The sequence below is a fragment of the Streptomyces sp. NPDC051561 genome, from assembly GCF_044454195.1.
Classification (GTDB): domain Bacteria; phylum Actinomycetota; class Actinomycetes; order Streptomycetales; family Streptomycetaceae; genus Streptomyces.
This window is the reverse complement of sequence record NZ_JBITDM010000015.1, coordinates 81,342-99,950: the sequence shown is the minus strand read 5'-3', so window position 1 is coordinate 99,950 and position 18,609 is coordinate 81,342. Positions and strand designations below refer to the sequence as shown.

Here is an 18,609-nt window from a genome sequence, read left to right as displayed (position 1 = left end):
GTGCGGTGGTCACGAGCAGGACCGAGGTTCGCGGTTGTCGCCCTCAGGGTGGGAGACTCGCAGGAATCGCTGTCCTGGATGGCCCCGCTGAGGGGCCAGGGTGCGCGCCGGTGTTGTTTCTTGGGGCGTGAGCCCTGTGGTTCCCGGTGGCGCACGGGCGTGTCGAATGTCGCAGGCCTGCTGGGCCTGCGCTGGTGGGGATGGATCATGACGGAAGAGGGACATGTCTGCGACGGGCGGGGGCCCGGGTTGCGGAGTCGGGTGTGACGGCGCCCGGTCTGGCACGGGCGCTGACCGGCCTGCTGGAGGCCAGCCACAGGGCACCGTTCGAGCAGTTGCCCCGCCTGCTCGACACCGCCGCGAAGGAGGCCGGTGCGGGCGGGGCGCGGCTGTTCGTGGCGGATCTCCAGGAGGAGGTGCTGCGCGAGGTCACCGGCCTCGGACTGAGCGCCGGCAAGGGCGGCGAGGAGTATCCGATCGAGGGCACGCTGGCGGGCCGTACCTACCAGACAGCCGAGGTCACGGCGCCGGCCCGCGGCGGGGCGTGCTGGGTGCCGGTGCGCGACGGCTCCGAACGCCTGGGGGTGCTGCACGTCGAGCCCGGCGAGGAGGACGGGGGCAGTCCTGATGAGGAAATGGTGCGGGCGCTGGCGTCGATGGCCGGGCTCCTGCTGGCCTCCAAGCGGGCCAACAGCGACTCCCACGCCCGGCTGACCCGCATCCGGCCGATGGGGATACCGGCGGAACTGCAGTGGAGCATGATGCCACCGCGGACGTTCTCCGACCGGCGGGTCACGGTCAGCGCCTTCATGGAACCGGCCTACGAGGTGGCAGGGGACGCCTTCGAGTACGCGGTGGCCGAGGACGTCCTGCATTTGGCCGTCTTCGACGCCATGGGCCACGACACCTCCGCCGGTCTGACCGCGGCCCTGGCGATGGCGACCTGCCGCAGCCACCGCCGCGTCGGCGCCACCATCCCCGGCGCCAGTGCGGCCATCGAGGACACCCTGATAGGGCAGTTCGGGCACAGCCGATACGCCACCGGCATTCTCGCCGACCTGGAGCTCGACACCGGCAAGTTCAGCTGGGTCAACCGTGGCCACCTGCTGCCGGTACTGATCCGTGGTGGCCGCTGGGCCAGTACGCTGCACTGCCCGCCGGCCGGGCCGATGGGCAGCGGTCTCAACCTGCCGATCACGCAGAGCACCGAGCAGCTGGAGCCCGGCGACCGGCTGCTGCTGTTCACCGACGGGATCACCGAAGCCCGTGACACCGACGGCCGTGAGTTCGGCGTGGAACGCTTCACCGACTTCATCATTCGCCACCACGCCGACAACCTGCCCGTCGACGAGACGCTGCGCCGTCTCATGCACGCGGTCATGGACTACCACCAGGGGCGCCTGGAAGACGACGCCACCGTTCTGTTCTGCGAATGGCACGGCCCGCGCGCCTCGGCAGGGTGACAAGGCGACAGGGCTCTCTCCCCGCCGGGCCGCCGCCAGTACCAGCCCCGCCCAGCAGTGCCACAACGCGTGGGTGTGGGGTCGTCGTGCTGTCGGCTCCGTTGGCCATGGCGGTGGAGCGAACTCTTTGAGGGGCGAGGTCTTCGACGTTTCACCGGCCTACGTCGAGACCGGTGACGCCGTGGCCCGCCAAGTCTCCAAGTAGGTGAAGGGCTGCGGCTGTTGAGCGTGGCACGCGAAGCTGGAGCGGAGTCCCCCCGACTCCGAGGGTGTTCAGCGGTCGGAGTAGCTGAAGTCGCCGACCGTCCAGGCGCTGATGTCCTCGATGGCGACCCGGTACATCCCGCCGGTTTCCGGGATCCCCACTGTGCCCTGAAGGATCCGGGCGACATGGAAGTGCAGATGCGTCGGAAGGCCGTCGACCTTTACGGGGTCGTTGAAGACGGTGGAGAACTCGCCCAGCTGGTCAGAGTCGGTGAGTACGTCCGACACCCGCCGCCTCCACACTGCTTCGGGGGCCAGCCGCCCGGTAATGACCGCACCACCGGTGACCACGGTCAGGGACATCTGGTTGCTCTGCCCGGATTCCACCAGGGCGGCGACGTTCACGAGCAGCTCGTCAGGCTTCGACATGGGGCTGATTATATTCGCCGGTCAGTCGACTGCTTCTGCTGTCGACTGCTTCTGCTTCGGCAGTGGTGCGCGAGTGACTCCGTTCGGTCCACCTCTGAGGGCTCGCCGCCCCCCCGTGACGGGGTCGGTCGTACGCCGGTGGCGCTTCGTCAGGTTCGATGCGGCTTCCAGGGGTGGTCGCCGGGCAGGCCTCAAAGGACGACCGCCCCCCGTGCGCAGCTCTCCGATCTGGGCGGCAGGTTGCCTCCGCCCCGGGCAGTCGAAAATCTATCGTGGCTGGAGTAGACATTGGGTTGTGGCGTGGTTATGGTTTCTCTCGTAACCCAGAGAGACAGTAGGGCCTGGCAGAGACGAACTGCCGGGCAGCAGTACCGCAGTTGCAGTACGCATGACGGTGCGGCGGTGGAGTTTCGAAGCCAGGTTTTTGCAGGTCGGCGACGGGACTGACGGCCGGACCGGGTGGCCCGCAGTGATCAGGGGCCGCCGTGAGCCGTACCGCGGTTCAAGTGCAGTGCGCAGTACCCAGCAGCGAAGTCAGTGCATCACCTCGGTGAAGGCGTCGGCTGCGGACGCACGCACCGGGAAGTTCGGCAGTGGGGTTCCAAGCCGGCGCAGGTGCAGGACGGGTGACGGGGCTGGCTGCCGAAGAGCGACGCTCGTACAGGTCGCCGGTAGTACGTATCACCAGCAGTACGCATTCCCCCGCAGGTAGGCAGTTGATCACGAGGAAAGAACGGAGGAGTTGAGCGCCATCAGGATCGCCCGGACAGCAGTCCGAGTCCGGGTACCGCAGGACATCGACAGCGAGGTGGTCTCCGGTCAAGCAACCGCGATCCCCGCACCCACTCCGGTTCACCCCGAGTGAGTGTGGAACAAGAAGGCCGGCGCAGTATCAGGGTCGGCAGATGGTGTAGCAGTTCCTTCGGGGCCCGGGTGCCACATGGCACCCGGGCCCCTCCAGCGCGTTTCGGAGCGTTTCCACGGAGAGGTGCAAGCGACAGCAGATGACTCGTGCAACAGGCTTGAGGGCGAGGACTACCCCGCCTGCACCGTGGGCCGGGCCGCCGACCTGAGCGGCGCCACTCAGAACTTCCTGCGCACCCTCGGTGAAGGGCTTGCGGGCTCAGCCTGGTGGCGGGGCCGTCCAGGACGGCTCGGGCGTCGTGAGCACACCAGCCACAGCAAGTTCGTTTCACCCGTTACCAGGGTGAGGGGCGCGAACAACTCAAGCCCTTGGCAGGTTGCTTGCGCAATGAAAGCATCGCCGTCGTGAAGATCCTTTTTATCGGTGGGAGCGTCTTCCTGGGCCGGGCGCTCGTCGACGAGGCGCTGCGGCGCAAGCACGAGGTGACGTTGTTCAACCGCGGGCGGTCGGGGCCGAGGCCCGCCGGGGTGGAGGCGGTCGTCGGTGACTGTGAGGACGAGGACGCGCTGCGGGCACTCGTGGAAGGGCGCAGCTGGGACTGGGTGATCGACACCTGCGGATTCGAGCCGCGGACCGTACGGCGCTCGGTCCAGGCGCTCATCGGACATGCCGACGCCTATGCGTTCGTTTCGTCGTTCCACGCCTATGCCGACTGGCCCGCCAAGGGAGTCGACGAGTCCTTCCCCCTGCACGCGTGTGCCGTGGACGCCTCGCCCGATGACGTGCCGTACAACGCGCTCAAGGCGGGCTGCGAGCGGGCCGTTGAGGAGGGCTTCCCCGGGCAGGCGCTGATCGTCAACCCCGGGATCATCGTCGGGCCCGGTGAGAACGTCGGCCGACTGCCGTGGTGGCTGGAGACCGTCGCGCGCGGAGGGCGGGTGCTGGCACCTGGATCCCCCGACCGGGCGATGCAGCTGGTCGACGCCCGTGACATCGCCGCCTTCCTGCTCGACCGGCTCGCCCTGGGCGGCGGCGGACGCTATCTGACCACCGGGGCGCCCGGGAACACCACCATGGGCGAGCTGCTGCACGCTTGCGTCCGGGCCACCGGGGCTCGGACCGAACTGGTGTGGGCGGACGAGCAGTTCTTGCAGGAGCAGGGGGTGCAGCCCTGGACCGAGGTGCCGCTGTGGGCCCCGGACATTCCGGAGGTTGCCGGTACCTGGACGGCTTCCTCGGCAAAGGCCCTGGCCGCCGGGATGCGCTGCCGCCCGGTCGCCGAGACCGTCGCCGATACATGGCGGGCGCTCAATGACGAGGGCTACCCGCAGCCGAAGTACCTCCAGGGCCAAGTGCCCGTCGGCCTGGAGAAGGACAAGCACGACGCGGTGCTGGCCGCATGGGACGCCCGGATCTGACCTGGGGTGAGGGGCCCCGCCGGCTTACGAGTGGCGGGGCCGTCAGCAGCCGCTTGCGCTCCGTCTTCGGGCTCGCCGCAGGGGTGTGGCGTGGGCAGTGCCGCGCTCATGCCGCCCGGCGGGTGCCGCGGCGCCAGATGGCGCGGGTGTTGAGGGTGTCGCTGATGTCGCTGAGCGGGTCGCCGTCGACGAGCAGGAGGTCGGCGCGGAGGCCCTCGGCGATGCGGCCCCGGTCGCTGAGGCGGAAGCGGCGGGCTGTGGTCGCGGTGGCGGCGCGCAGGGCCCGTGCGGGCGTGAGGCCGGCCGCCACGAGGTACTGCAGTTCGTGGTGCAGGCTCGCTCCGTGTGCCAGGCCGCCGAAGAACGTCTCGGGCATGGACACGTCGGTGCCGGCCAGTACGTCGACGCCGGCGGCGTCCAGAGCCCGTACGGTCTCGTACACGTCGTCGAGCTTGCCCTGCGGGTAGCGGTTGTAGCTGGAGCGCAGGGTCTGGTCCCACTTGCTGTCGAGGCGTGCGGCGACCCGGGGGTCGTCGGCGAGGTTGCTGCCGGTGATGCCCATCATCGAGGCGTTGAGCGTGATGCAGGGGATGACGAACATGCCCGCGTCCTTGATGACGCTGATGATTTCGGCGGTGTGCGGCTGGTCCATGAATACGTGCGTGAGGCCGTCGATGCCGGCTTCGGCGGCCATCCTGGTGGCGTCCACGGTCAGCGCGTGGGCCACGGTGAGGGCACCGTACTTCTTGGCTTCGGCCACACCGGCGTTCACGGTGGCCTGGTCGAGCGCGGGCAGCCCGGGGTGCCCCTCCACGCTGCCGTCGTCGATCATGAACTTGATGAAGTCGGAGCCACGGCCGAGCAGTTGGGGCACGAAGGCGGCCGCTTCCTCGGGCGTGGTGGAGAACGGCATCAGGGGCATCACCGGGGGAAGCTCCCACTTCGGCCGGAACCCCTCCGGCATCAGCTCGCTCGGGTGCCCACCCGGCGGGGTGATGGCGAAGCCGGAGGAGCGCACGTCAGCCACGGTGTCGTCGTCGGTGATGAGGCCCCGGTTCTCCCGGGTGTTCATGCCCTGCATCTCCAGTTCGGTCGTCACCCCGAACCGCAGGGCGAGCGCCAGGGAGCCGGGAGCGGAGTGAACGTGGGCGTCGATGAGTCCTGGCAGCAGGGTGGCGCCGCTGCCGTCGACGATCTCGCTGCCCTGAGGAGCGTCGCCCCCGACACGGGCGATCCTCCCGCCGTCGATGACGACGGTCTGCGTGCCTACCGCCTTCTCTCCGTCGAAGATCTGCGCGTTGGTGATCGCGGTGAGTGCCATATCGGTCCGCCTCGGATTGTCGCTCGTCCAGCATTTACATACCTAAAGCTATGCACTTATGTGTTGGTATGCAAATGGGCGGGCTGGGCCTAGACTCAGTCGCATGAGCAGCGCGTCTTACTCCGAGCAGCCGTCCGACGACCTGGCGCTGGACCAGATCGGCCCGGCACTGTCACGTCTGCGACGGCGCGCACCGGCCTCCGGCAAGGATCTCTCCCGCAACCTCGTGCTCAATGTGATCGCCGATGCGCCGGGTGAGATGACCGTCGGGGGCCTCGCCTCCGAGATGGGCGTCGCCCAGCCGGTCGCCAGCCGGACCGTAGCCGCCTGCATAGAGGAAGGGCTGCTGCGCCGGGCGGCGTCCCAGGCCGACGGACGTCGCACCGTGCTCGAACTCACCGAGCACGGCGAAGCCGAACGCAACCGCTTCGCCGCTGAACAGCGAAAGGCGTTCCAGGAGATCACGGTTGCCTGGTCGACGGCGGAGCAGATCCAGTTCGCACGTCTCCTGGCTCGTTACGGAGCTGACGCCACCGCCTGGTCCAGGAGACAGCCCGCAAGCCGCGACTGACCCAGCAGCGTCCCGACGCCGAATCATGATCAGGGGCCGGGTGAAGTCGGCTGGCACGGCCAGTCCCAGCCGGGTCATCTCCACCTGTGGATCCTTCTTCTTCATCAAGGCTGGTAGCGGGGCTCGCCCCGGCGCAGAGGCCGGGCGGGCCTTGTGTCGTTTCTGCTCGCATCTCTTCGCCTCTTGGCCTCTTGGCGTGAGGAGGGGCCCGGTCGGCACTGGTGCGTACGGTCGAGAAGGGCGAGGGTCGTCACCAGAGGCGGCATGTGGTCCGTAGGCACCAGTGAATGAGGGGTCGTCATGGCCGGGGCGCGCGTTTTCACGGAGCAGGATCCGATCCGAGTGTTCCTGCTGGATGACCATGAGGTCGTGCGGCTCGGTCTCACGGACCTGCTGGACTCCGAGCCGGACATATCCGTGGTGGGAGATGCGGGCAGCGCCGAGCAGGCGCTGGTGCGCGGGCCGGCGTTACGCCCGGACGTCGCCGTTCTCGACGTACGTCTGCCGGACGGCGACGGGATAAGTGTGTGCCGGGAGCTGCGCAGTCGGATGCCGGAGCTGGCCTGTCTGATGCTCACGTCGTTCGACGACGAGGAGGCCCTGCTCGACGCGATCATGGCCGGGGCGGCGGGCTATGTTCTCAAGCAACTGAGGGGCTCCGATCTGATCGCGGCGGTCCGCACGGTCGCTTCCGGCCAGTCGCTGCTCGATCCGGCGACGACGGCCAGGCTGATGCGCTCCCTGCGCGCGGGCCCCGCCTCGGGACCTGCTCTCGCACCCGAACTTGAGGGTCTGTCACCGCGTGAGCGGGACATTCTCGCGCTGATCGGGGAGGGGCTCACCAACCGTGAGATCGGCAAGAAGCTCTTTCTGTCGGAAAAGACGGTGAAGAATCACATCTCCCGGCTGCTGGCCAAGCTCGGCGTCCAGCGCCGCGTCCAGGCGGCGGTCCTGGCCACCCACCTCGAACAGCGCCGTCCCGCCGACCCCTCGGCACGATGAGTCCCTTCCGGCTCCTCTCATTACCCCGGCCCGCCGCGGGGCCGGGCGCATGCGCGCTCAGCCGCCGGGCGCAGCGCCGTCCGCACCCACGGGAACCCGCCACACCAACCGCGTGCCGCCGCCCGCCGGCCGCTCGCCGAGCGCCAGCGTTCCACCGAGGGTGACGGCCCGCTCTTCGATGTTCCTCAGGCCGCTGCGCGCGACGTCGTCCGGCACTCCGCAGCCGTCGTCCGTCACCGTGAGCGTCAGGTCACCCCCGGCGCACTGAAGCCGGACGTCCACCGCCTGTGCTCCGGAGTGGCGGACCACGTTACTGAGTGCCTCGCCGAGCACCGCGACCACATGATCGGCCATGTCCCCGGGGACGTCGGTCTCGACGAGCCCCTCGATGCGCAGCGCGGGCTGGAATCCGAGCGACGCGGCGGGTGCCCCCGTCACTGCGGACACCCGGGCGCGCAAGCCCTCGCTCTCCCGCCCGCCGCCGCCGTGGGTGCGCAGCCCGAAGATCGTGGACCGAATGATCCTGATGGTGTCGTCGAGGTCGTCGACGGTCCTCGTCAGTCGTTTCGAGCCCTCGGGGTGCTCCATGAAGCGCTGGGTGCTCTGCAGGGTCATACCGGCCGCGAAGAGGCGCTGGATGGCCAGGTCGTGGAGGTCACGGGCGATGCGATCCCGGTCCTGGAGCAGGGTGATCTGATCCGTGTCCCGCCTGCGCTCCGCCAGTTCCAGTGCCAGTGCCGCCTGGTCGGCGAAACCGAGCAGCGGCCTGGTGTCCACGTCACCGAAGGGTTTACCGCCCGCCACACGCCCCAGCAGCAGAACCCCGCGGGGCTTGCCGCCGGCACTGAGCGGCACCGCGACCACGGGCCCGAGTCCCGTCCAGTGGGCCTCGCCTTCGCCCGGGCGGGAATCGTGCTCGATGTCAGCGCTGACCACCGGCTCCGCGGCGCCGAGTGCCGCTCCGACAAATCCGTCTCCGGTGGGCAGCACCAGGCCGTTGCGTTGCTCTCTGCCCAGGCCGACCGCCAGGGCCGGCCGCAAGGTTTCCTCGCCCGGCACACCTTCCGCGATCAGCCCCATGTCGGCGGAGACGATCTTCCGGGCCTCGTCGACGATCAGTTCCATCACGTCCGCGCTCGGCGCACCGGTCAGAAGCATGCTGGTGACCGTTCCGCTGGCCCGCTGCCAGCGCTCGCGCAGCCTGGTCTCCTCGTACAGCCGCGCGTTCTCGATGGCCACTCCGGCGGCCACCGCCAGCGTCGACAGAACGGACTCGTCCTCGGCGTCGAAGGTCCTGCCGCTGCGCTTCTCGGTGAGGTAGAGGTTTCCGAACACCTCGTCGCGTACCCGGATGGGGACGCCGAGGAAGGAGTTCATCGGCGGGTGGTGCGCCGGGAAGCCGGACGACGCCGGATGCACCGACAGGTCTGCCAGCCGCAGTGGCTCCGGGTGCCGGATCAGCTCCCCGAGGAGTCCGTGCCCGCTGGGCGAGGACCCGATCTCCGACTGCTCCGCTTCGTCGACGCCGACGGTCAGGAACTCGGACAGGGTCTGGTCGTCACTGATGATGCCCAGCGCCCCGTACTCGGCGTCCACCAGCACCACCGCGGCCTCGACGATGCTGCGCAGCACCTGTGGCAGGTCGAGTTCCCGTCCTACCGACAGGACGGCCTCCAGCAGTCCGTGCAGTCGGTCCCTGGTGCCCCGGACCGCGTCGATGCGCACCTGAAGCTCGCCCAGCAGTTCATCGAGCCGCAGCTTGGGCACGTGCTCCTCCGAACCGCCGCGTGCGTCCCCGCCCATGTATTCCTCCGGCCGACTCGACAAGCACAACGACTCTGCCCGGTTCCCCCTTGTTCCGTCTTCACCGTACTGCCGTACTGCTCGGGCGCGTTCGGCAGCGCCGTCGGACGGTCCGGGGCCGGGTGGGCACCCCGTCGGAGCGGATCATGTCCCGTACCGGTTCAAGGCTGGCGCGGCCGGCGCGGAGAAAACTCGGTGCGCACGTACGGCACTTCTGCCGGAGCCCGCCTGGCAAGGGGCCATGGCCGTCCGAGGGACCTTCGGCCCATGGCGTGTACCTGTTGGCCCCTCCTTGCCGAGGTTCGGTGCCAGCAGGCTGGGTGGGCCCGGCACGCAACCGCTGTCCACTGAAGGCGAGTTCCGCAATGAGCACCGTTCACGCAACCAGCGCATCTGAGCGAAAGCCCGTTGTCGTCGGGGTGAGCCGCTCCGAGGCAAGCAAGGCCGGTGTTGCCTGGGCCGCGGAGGAAGCGGTGTTGCGCGCTCTGCCGTTGCGTCTGGTGCACGCCCTTGAGTGGCCTCCCGGAGCGGAACCGCGTCCGCACGGGGAGCATCCTCAGTACACCTGGAGCGGGCATTTCCGTGCGGCGGGGGAGATGTTGCTGCGTGAGGCGGCGGACCTCGTGCACAAGAATCATCCGCAGTTGGAGATCGTGGCGCGCACTGCCGACGGGCCGCGCGCCCGTGTGCTGGTCCAACAGGGGCCGGAGGCAAGCCTGTTGGTGGTGGGGGTGAAGCCGTTGAACATGGTGGAGCAGATGTTCTCGGTCTCTCCGCTGGGTGTCACCCTGACCGCGCACGCGGGGTGCCCGGTCGCGGTGGTGCGCCGACCGCGGCCGACGGCCGCCGGCTCGCACCTGGTCGTGGTGGGCGTCGACGGTTCGGCCAATGCCCAGGAAGCGATGATGTTCGCTTTCGAGGAGGCAGCTCTGGCCGGAGCGCGATTGAAGGTGGTAATGGTGCGTCACCACCACTCCGGCAGGCTGGCGGGCGTCGAGGACGACGAGGTCGAGAACCGGACCCGGGCGGAGCTGGTGGAGGCGACAGCGGGCTGCGCCGAGAAGTACCCCCAGGTGGAGATCGAGTACCAGGTGGAGTACGGGCATCCGGCGCGGGCCCTCGCGCGTGCGGCGGCCCACGCCCGGTGCCTGGTCGTCGGCTCACGGGGACTCGGAGGGTTCCGGGGCATGGTCGTGGGGTCGGTCAGCCACGTGCTCCTTCACCAGGCCGTTTGCCCTCTGTTCGTGGTTCCCCCGCTGGGCGGCCCGGTCGCGTACTGGCCCGCCGCCTCCGCTGCGCGCCATGTACCGCAGGGTGAGCAGACCGAGGTTCCCACCCCCTGACGTAGCGGCGTGGACAAGGCCGCACCATCTGAGTACGGCGATTCGCACCGCAGCTCCACGCGGGTGCTCCGAAGACACGGGGGACGCCCGTCGAGGACGGGCTTCGGAGCGAACGCGGCCTGCGGAACGGACATGATCGTTCACTCTGAGGAGACATGCAGTGAATCCGCCGCGGACGTCCGCCACCACAGCGCCGGAAGCAGCCCGCGTGGTGGGGCTGAGCCACGAGGAGGCCGTACGTCTCCTCGAACGACACGGCCCCAACGAGCTGGGAGAGCAGCAGAAGACGGTGCTCCACTCCCGTGTCCTCGCCCAGTTGCGGGACCCGCTGATCCTCGTCCTGCTGGTCGCCGTGGCCCTGACCGTGGCCACGGGGGACTACGCCGATTCCGTCGTCATCGGCGTGGTCATCCTCTTCAACACCACGGTCGGTGTGGCACAGGAGGTACGGGCGGACAACGCGGTTGCCGCGCTCTCCGCCATGACCGCCCCCACCACACGCGTCACCCGCGACGGCACGGAGCAGCAGATCCCGTCGTCCACGGTGGTCCCGGGCGACGCGCTCGTCCTGAGCGAGGGAGACATCATCCCCGCTGACGCGACCCTCACCTACGCCGCGGCCCTGCTCGTGGACGAATCCGCCCTGACCGGCGAATCGGTGCCCGTGGACAAGGACGCCCACGGCGCCGACCCGCAGTCCGCCCGGTTGCAGGCCGGAACGGTCGTACTGAGGGGCAGGGCGGTCGCCACCGTCACCGCCACCGGTGCACACAGCGCACTGGGCAAGATCGCCGCCTCCCTGCACCCCCGACAGCAACTCACGCCGCTGCAAAAGCGGTTGGCCGGGCTCGGACGCGTGCTGGCCCTCGTCACGGTGGGGTTGTGCCTGCTCGTCCTGGCCCTGGGACTCTTCCGCGGACAGTCACTGGAAACCATGGCGGTCACCGCCATCAGCCTCGTCGTCGCCGCGGTGCCCGAATCGCTGCCGGCCGTCGTCACCCTCGGGCTGGCGCTCGGCGCCCGGCGGATGGCGGCGCGCAACGCGGTGGTCCGCCGTCTGTCCGCCGTGGAGACGCTCGGCTCGGTGACCGTACTGGCCACTGACAAGACCGGCACCCTCACGGAGGGGCGCATGGTCCTGGAGCGCGTGTGGACCCCGCGCGGCACCGTCACCGTGGGCGGCAGTGGATACGAACCGGTCGGCACCTTCGAAGCCCTCGGCCAGGGCGGGGGCAACGCCCCCGGCAGCGCTGCGGCGGCGCGGGAACTGCTCGTCGCGGCGATGCTCTGCAACGACGCCTCGCTGGTCCCGCCGACCTCCCGGAAGACGCAGTGGTCGTCGCTCGGTGACCCCACCGAAGCGGCCCTGCTGGCCGCCGCCGCGAAAGCGGGTTGCGTGCACGACGAGCTCATTCGTACGTACCCGCGTATCGGGGAGATCCCCTTCGACAGTCTCCGCAAGCGCATGCTGACCGCACACAACACCCCGTCAGGGACGGTCACGGTCTTCGTCAAGGGGGCACCCGAGACGGTGCTCGACTGTGCGCTGCTCGACGACAGCCCGGCGCTTCTGGAACAGGCGCGCGAGGAAGCCGCCGAGCTGTCCGCACTGGGCTACCGCGTCCTGGCCGTGGCCTCCGGCGGATTCGAGGAAGCTCCCGATCCCCTTGAGAACGCTGAGGCAGGGCTGCGGCTCCTGGGCCTGACCGCGATCAGTGACCCGCCCAAGCCGGCCGCCGTCACCACGGTGGAAGCCTGCCGCCGCGCGGGGATCACCCCCGTACTCATCACCGGCGACCACCCGGCCACCGCCAAGGCGATCGCGATCCGCGTCGGCATCCTCACCGAAGCGGAAGCGGCAGCGGACCACTGCGTCGCCACCGGAGCGGAGCTGGCCGCCGGAAGCGTCGCCGATCCGACCGAGGTCAAGGTATTCGCCCGGACGACCCCGCAGCAGAAACTGGAGATCATCCAGGCGTGGCGGGACCGGGGCGAAGTCACCGCCATGACCGGCGACGGAGTCAACGACGGCCCTGCCCTGAGGCAGTCGGACATCGGTGTGGCGATGGGCAGCAGGGGTACCGAGGTGGCCCGGCAGGCCGCCGACCTCGTCCTCGCCGACGACGCACTGCCCTCGGTGATCTCTGCGGTCGAGGAGGGGCGCCGCGTCTACGCCAACATCCGCCGCTTCCTCCTCTACGCCCTGGCCGGCGGGGCGGCGGAGATCCTGGTCATGCTCACCGGACCGCTGTTCGGTCTCGCCCTTCCGCTGCGTGCGGGGCAGATCCTGTGGATCAACCTGCTCACCCACGGCCTGACCGGCGTCGCGATGGGCGCCGAACCCGTTTCGGCGGACGCCATGCGGCGGCCGCCCAGGGCCCCTCAGCAGCACATCCTCGGCGACGGACTCTGGCAACGGGTCCTGCGCCTGTCGCTGCTGGTGACCGCGGCAAGCCTCGCCGCGAGCCTGTGGATACGGCACCAGGGCGGGCCTTGGCAGACCGTTCTCTTCCTCGCCCTGCTGGCCGCACAGCTCGGTGTGTCCCTCGGGCTCAGGGAGCGGCTGTTCACCAGCCGCAACCTGTACCTGCCGGGAGCGGTCGCGGTCGCTGCGGGGCTGGGAGCGGCAGCGCTCTACGTACCGTTCCTGTCCGGCATCCTGGAGACAACGCAGCCCTCCGCGACCGGCCTGGGACTGGCGGCAACCGCCGGCCTCGTCGGATTCGGAGCCGCACGGGCCGAGACCCTGTGGGCGCGCAGCCACGGGAAGGACCGACGCCCGTCCAAGTAGGGCCGGATAGGGCCATTCGGCCCGAGGTTCGGCCCTTCGGCCCAGGGCACGGGATCGACGAAGTTGTTTGCCGGCACGCACGAAGCCGCTCGGCCCACGACGTTCGACACGGCCCTCGCCGGGGCGCGGATCCTCACCGGGTTCGTGCTCCTCCGGGCCTTCCTCGACAGTTGGAACGCCGGACGCGTCCGGGGCCTGGGCCGTATGGGGAAGCGGAAGCCCCTCGTGCGCGGCAACCCCTGGCTGCGCTGAAACAGAAGGCATCACGGATACCCGAATGCACATGTCGCAAGACGGAGGCCGGTCATGACACAGCGAGTGCTGGTGGCGTACGGAACCAGGAACGGCTCGACGGCGGGTATTGCCGAGGCCATCGGCGATGCGTTACGCGCTCAGGGAATGGAGGCGCAGGTGCGGCCCGCCGCCGAGGTCGAGGACGTCACGTCGTACGACCTGGTGGTTGTCGGCGGTGCCTTGTACATGGGGCGCTGGCACGTGGACGCGGTGCGGTTCGCCCGGCGGCATCGCAGCGAGTTGCTGAACCGCGCGGTGTGGCTGTTCAGCAGCGGACCGCTCGACCCGTCGGCCGGCGAGAGGGACATTCCGCCGGTCCGGGGTGTCCGTCGCGCCATGATCCGTCTCGACGCGAGGGAGCACAGGACGTTCGGCGGTCGGCTGGAGAAGGGAGCCCGGGGCCGCATGGCGCGCACGATCGTGGAGTCCGGCCGTGGCGGGGACTTCCGGGACTTCGACGCGATTTCTGCCTGGGCCACTGCCCTCGCCGCGAAACCCGTTGCCGCGGTTCCGCTGCGATGAAAGCCGGTCAGCGGGAACGGAATTACCGATACGGAAAGGGCGAACGGACCTGTCCGTCACGACCAACAGCCTGAGTGGACTTCCCCCGGAGCACCGCCCCCGACTGGCGGTACAGGCGCAGGAGGTCGCCTTCCCTGCCGGCACCCGGCTGTTCAACGAGGGGCAGCGCGCCGACCGGTTCCGGGTCGTACGGCAGGGCTCGGTCGCACTCGACATGCACGTCCCGGGCCGCCGCCCGGTGGTCATCGAAACGCTCGGACCGGGGCAACTCGTCGGGTGGTCATGGCTGTTCGAGCCACACACCTGGCAGCTCGGGGCAACAGCCGTGCGGCCGGTGGCCGCTGCGGAGTTCGACGCCGTGGCCGTACGGGAGCTGTGCGCCAGTGATCCAGAACTGGGCGCGGCCGTGGGGCTGTGGGTCGCGCAGGTGCTGGCCCATCGCCTCCACGCGGCGAGGATTCGCCTGCTGGATCTCTACGGTCCTGCGGGCAGCGGGCTGCCTCACTGATGTACTTCCGGGCACACGGCGCGGGGCAGGACCCGTCGGTCCGAGGGTGCGCGACCTCCGCGGTCCTTTCGGTATGCCGCCTCCCACCGGAGGCGGACCCACTCACCGCCCAGCAAGGGCCGATCGGCCCCTCGCTCCGTACGGGAGGCGGTCCTAGGCTGAGGAACGAGGCACCGGCCCCGTCAGCCGCGCCGTTGTCCCGGGCGTCTGCCGGCGGTTTCGTCCTGCCCCACCGCCAATGAAGGGACTACGCGATGCCGAAGCCCGATCAGGAATTGGCCGCTTACCTCGGCCCGCAGGAGCTGGCAGCGCTCGACGCGCACTGGCGGGCGGCGAACTACCTCGCGGTCGGCCAGATCTATCTGATGTCCAACCCCCTGCTCGCCGAACCCCTGCGCCCCGAGCACATCAAGCCCCGACTGCTCGGCCACTGGGGCACCTCGCCCGGCCTCAACCTCGTCCACACCCACCTCAACCGGATGATCAAGGCCGCCGGCAAGGACGCCCTCTGCGTATGGGGCCCCGGACACGGGGGGCCCGCCGTCCTCGCCAACTCCTGGCTGGAGGGCACCTATTCGGAGACGTACCCCGATGTGGGCCGGGACGCGGAGGGCATGGCGCGGCTGTTCCGCCAGTTCTCCTTCCCGGGCGGCGTGCCCAGCCACGTGGCACCCGAGACCCCCGGCTCGATCCACGAGGGCGGCGAACTCGGCTACGCGCTCTCGCACGCCTACGGCGCCGCCTTCGACAACCCGGACCTCCTCGTCGCCTGCGTGATCGGCGACGGCGAGGCCGAGACGGGGCCACTGGCCGCGTCCTGGCACTCCAACAAGTTCCTCGACCCCGTACAGGACGGAGCGGTCCTGCCGATCCTCCACCTCAACGGCTACAAGATCGCCAACCCGACCCTGCTCGCCCGGCTCCCCTCGTACGAACTCGACGACCTGCTCAGGGGATTGGGGCACGACCCCCTGCACGTCGAGGGAGACGACCCGCTCCAGGTGCACAGCGCCATGGCGCACGCCATGGACACCGCACTGGCCATGATCAACAACATCCAGCGCGCCGCCCGCGACGAAGGAGCCACCGAACGCCGCCGCTGGCCCATGATCGTCCTGCGCACCCCCAAGGGCTGGACCGGCCCCGCCGAGGTCGACGGCCTGCCGGTCGAGGGGACCTGGCGCGCGCACCAGGTGCCGTTGTCGGGCGTACGTGACAACCCCGACCACCTGCACCAGCTGGAACAGTGGATGCGCTCCTACCGGCCCGAGGAACTCTTCGACGACCGGGGCCGCCCCCGCACGCAGGTCCTGGAAGGCGTGCCGCACGGCGCACTTCGGCTCGGCGCGAGCGCCCACGCGAACGGCGGGCTCCTCCTGCGCGCACTCCCCGTGCCGCCCCTGGAACACTTCGCGGTGCAGGTCGACAAACCCGGCGCGACGATGCACGAACCCACCCGAGTCCTGGGCGACCTGCTCGAAGAGCTCATGGAGAACACCGCCGAGCGTCGCGACTTCCGCCTCGTCGGCCCCGACGAGACCGCCTCCAACCGGCTCGACTCCGTCTACCAGGCCACCGGCAAGGCATGGCAGGAACAGACCCTCCCGGTCGACGAACACCTCGACAGGCACGGCCGCGTCATGGAAATCCTCTCCGAACACACCTGCCAGGGCTGGCTGGAGGGCTACCTCCTCACCGGCCGGCACGGCCTCTTCTCCTGCTACGAAGCCTTCGCCCACATCGTCGACTCCATGGTCAACCAGCACATCAAATGGCTCCGCACCACCCGTCGACTGCCCTGGCGCCGCCCCATCGCCTCCCTCAACTACCTGCTCACCTCCCACGTCTGGCGCCAGGACAGCAACGGCTTCTCCCACCAGGACCCCGGCTTCGTCGACCACGTCCTCAACAAGTCGCCCGAGGTCGTACGGGTCTACCTCCCCCCGGACACCAACACCCTGCTCTCCGTCGCCGACCACGTGCTGCGCTCGCGGGACTACGTCAACGTCGTCGTCGCGGGCAAACAGCCCTGCTTCGACTGGCTCACCCTTCAGGAGGCCCGCGGTCACTGCGCGCGCGGCGCCGGTATCTGGGAGTGGGCCGGTACGGAGAACCAGGGCCGTGCACCGGAGGTCGTACTGGCCTGCGCGGGCGACGTGCCCACACTGGAGGTGCTGGCAGCGGCACAGTTGCTGCGCCGGAACCTGCCCGAGCTGGGCGTACGCGTGGTGAACGTCGTCGACCTGGCCCGCCTCCTGCCCGCCGCGGAGCATCCGCACGGCATGCCGGACGCCGAGTACGACGCCCTGTTCACCACCGACAAACCGGTCGTCTTCGCCTACCACGGCTACCCCTGGCTCATCCACCGCCTCGCCTACCGCCGCACCGGCCACGACCACCTGCACGTACGCGGCTACAAGGAGGAGGGCACCACGACCACGCCCTTCGACATGGTCGTCCGCAACGACATGGACCGCTACCGGCTCGCGATGGACGTCATCGACCGGGTCCCCGGGCTTGCCGTGCGCGCGGCCGCGTTCCGGCAGGAGCTGGAGGACACCCGTATGCGGCATCACAGCTGGATACGGGAACACGGCATGGACCTCCCGGAGGTCGCCGACTGGTCCTGGACCGGCTGATCCGGTACGACGCCGGTGGGTGCCGCAGCGGGCAGGGCCGCTGCCCGGGGGAGTGGGTGTCCGGGGGTCCCGGTGGGGGTGCGTGGTCGGCTGTGGGGCGCGGCCCGGACGGGCAACACGCAGCGATTTGCCGTGAGTCGTGCGGTACGTCCGGGATGTTGGGAAGGGGGCCCGTGCCGTTCAGGCGCGTGTGGTGGGCTGTCTGCGTAGCCGCACGAGCCCGTGGTTCCCACACCCCGCACTCGACATCGCCCAGCCGAGGACTTCGGTCAGCCAGGCCAGTGCCTCGATCGACCACTCGCGGACCGTGCAGTCGACCTGGCCGAGGAACTCCAGCGATACGTAGGGAGATCCTCGGAATGCGACCGGCCCCGGTGCGGGCCGGTCGCTTACTGCCAGTACGGCTGCGTCACCGAGCCATGTTTGAGCCGTCGCGGCCACGTCGGCCACGTCCGCACTCTCGCCACCCTCGCCGGCCGAGGCGTACAGCTCGATGCCGGTCACTTCCGACCGGTCCGGGTCGGAGAACTCGAACCAGTCGCGGTCGTAGGCGAACTCCATCGAGTCATGGGGGAACCGACCCAGCGGGATGAGGAAGGCACCCTCATCGATCCGCGGTGTGCCGACCTTCCTGAGAACCCGGTCGAGCACGGCAGCGATCGGCTGCAGCGGAAGTCTGCCCGGTGCCGATTCGGCAGTGTCGACCTGCAACCAGATCAGTTCGGGTGCATCGGAGCTTCCGGTCCACGAGTCGCCCGCGTCGTGATGGCTCCAGCTGACCCGGGGCGATTCCTTCGACCCGTGGAACTCCGTCAGGCCCTGCATGACGCCCTGTCTGACGATCAGGCTGAACGCGTCGTCGTCCCGGCCGTCCGCGTACAGCCGGTCGGCCCACTCGTGAAGTTCGATCGAGCCCGTGAGGCCGACGATCAGTGTCGAATCCATACCGGTCAAAGGAATCACCTACCGACTAGGCCCGGGGCATGCAGGGGTACGACTGCGGCGCCGTCACGGCCTGCTCGTCGCTGTCGGCATGCCCGATGACGTCAACGTCGATCCGCGTGCGGTACGTCCACTTCGTACCCGGAGCGACTGGGCCCTGGGCGCACACCATGCGTGCCGTCGCCTGTCCCTTGCTGCCACAGACAGGAAACGTACACGCTGGTCGTTCGGACACGGCGCTGACGCTAACACGCCTGCGCAGAGCGTGTTACGAGCTCGTAGGGACGTCCGTCTTCGGCCGCGGCAGCGAAGGCGAACTCCAGGACCGGGGCACCGACGTGTCCGAGTTCCTGGATGCCGACCACCGCCTCGGGCGCCTGCGCAGTGGGCCCGGCGGCCGGCCCCAGGCCAACAGGCTCATCGAGCGGTCGATGGAGGAGTGGGATTGAGTCAACCGGGTTGCGACGCCCGGAGAGTGAGGCGGAATTCTGGTC

Annotated in this window: 14 protein-coding genes; 10 read left to right on the top strand and 4 right to left on the bottom strand. The window is 69.6% G+C overall.

Annotation, left to right across the window (positions count from 1 at the left end; genetic code table 11):
* Positions 1-263 precede the first annotated feature (263 nt).
* A complete protein-coding gene (locus ACIA73_RS28315; RefSeq protein WP_399441595.1) occupies positions 264-1,463 on the top strand; it encodes a PP2C family protein-serine/threonine phosphatase in 1,200 nt (399 codons plus the stop codon).
* A 273-nt stretch (positions 1,464-1,736) separates the two neighbouring features.
* On the opposite strand, the gene ACIA73_RS28310 is transcribed toward ACIA73_RS28315, so the two are convergent.
* Positions 1,737-2,096, bottom strand: coding sequence for a hypothetical protein (locus ACIA73_RS28310; protein ID WP_399441594.1), 360 nt, complete (start codon positions 2,094-2,096; stop codon positions 1,737-1,739).
* Positions 2,097-3,365: 1,269 nt separating this feature from the next.
* Between ACIA73_RS28310 and ACIA73_RS28305 the strand changes: the two genes are divergently transcribed.
* A complete protein-coding gene (locus ACIA73_RS28305) occupies positions 3,366-4,379 on the top strand; it encodes an NAD-dependent epimerase/dehydratase family protein (protein WP_399441593.1) in 1,014 nt (337 codons plus the stop codon).
* A gap of 106 nt (positions 4,380-4,485) precedes the next feature.
* Here the strand turns inward: ACIA73_RS28305 and ACIA73_RS28300 are convergent, their stop codons facing one another.
* Entirely contained in the window at positions 4,486-5,700 is a 1,215-nt protein-coding gene (locus tag ACIA73_RS28300; RefSeq protein WP_399441592.1) for an amidohydrolase family protein, read from the bottom strand.
* A gap of 103 nt (positions 5,701-5,803) precedes the next feature.
* Here ACIA73_RS28300 and ACIA73_RS28295 point away from each other — a divergent pair, with 103 nt between their 5' ends.
* Complete coding sequence (locus ACIA73_RS28295; protein WP_399441591.1) at positions 5,804-6,271, top strand: MarR family winged helix-turn-helix transcriptional regulator; 468 nt, start codon at positions 5,804-5,806, stop codon at positions 6,269-6,271.
* Positions 6,272-6,571: 300 nt separating this feature from the next.
* Entirely contained in the window at positions 6,572-7,273 is a 702-nt protein-coding gene (locus ACIA73_RS28290; RefSeq protein ID WP_399441590.1) for a response regulator, read from the top strand.
* A 57-nt stretch (positions 7,274-7,330) separates the two neighbouring features.
* Here ACIA73_RS28290 and ACIA73_RS28285 read toward each other — a convergent pair whose 3' ends face one another.
* The gene (locus ACIA73_RS28285; RefSeq protein WP_399441589.1) at positions 7,331-9,076 is read right to left on the bottom strand and encodes a GAF domain-containing protein; all 1,746 of its coding nucleotides are present in this window, start codon (positions 9,074-9,076) and stop codon (positions 7,331-7,333) included.
* 146 nt (positions 9,077-9,222) lie between these two features.
* Here ACIA73_RS28285 and ACIA73_RS28280 point away from each other — a divergent pair, with 146 nt between their 5' ends.
* The 6 genes from ACIA73_RS28280 (at position 9,223) to ACIA73_RS28255 (ending at position 17,173) form a co-directional block, all read left to right on the top strand.
* Positions 9,223-10,419, top strand: coding sequence for a universal stress protein (locus ACIA73_RS28280; protein ID WP_399441588.1), 1,197 nt, complete (start codon positions 9,223-9,225; stop codon positions 10,417-10,419).
* A 160-nt stretch (positions 10,420-10,579) separates the two neighbouring features.
* Positions 10,580-13,210, top strand: a complete 2,631-nt coding sequence (locus tag ACIA73_RS28275; RefSeq protein ID WP_399441587.1) for a cation-translocating P-type ATPase — start codon at positions 10,580-10,582, stop codon at positions 13,208-13,210.
* Between the two features lie 63 nt (positions 13,211-13,273).
* A complete protein-coding gene (locus ACIA73_RS28270; RefSeq protein WP_399441586.1) occupies positions 13,274-13,462 on the top strand; it encodes a hypothetical protein in 189 nt (62 codons plus the stop codon).
* Positions 13,463-13,516: 54 nt separating this feature from the next.
* Positions 13,517-14,026: a flavodoxin domain-containing protein gene (locus ACIA73_RS28265; RefSeq protein WP_399441585.1), complete on the top strand. Its 510-nt coding sequence runs from the start codon at positions 13,517-13,519 to the stop codon at positions 14,024-14,026.
* Positions 13,938-14,534 (top strand): Crp/Fnr family transcriptional regulator, encoded by a 597-nt coding sequence (locus tag ACIA73_RS28260; protein WP_399441584.1) that lies wholly within the window; start codon positions 13,938-13,940, stop codon positions 14,532-14,534. The genes ACIA73_RS28265 and ACIA73_RS28260 overlap by 89 nt, the downstream gene beginning before the upstream one ends.
* Positions 14,535-14,788: 254 nt before the next feature.
* Positions 14,789-17,173: a phosphoketolase gene (locus ACIA73_RS28255; protein ID WP_399441583.1), complete on the top strand. Its 2,385-nt coding sequence runs from the start codon at positions 14,789-14,791 to the stop codon at positions 17,171-17,173.
* Positions 17,174-17,353: 180 nt separating this feature from the next.
* On the opposite strand, the gene ACIA73_RS28250 is transcribed toward ACIA73_RS28255, so the two are convergent.
* Entirely contained in the window at positions 17,354-18,118 is a 765-nt protein-coding gene (locus ACIA73_RS28250) for a hypothetical protein (protein ID WP_399441582.1), read from the bottom strand.
* Positions 18,119-18,609 lie beyond the last annotated feature (491 nt).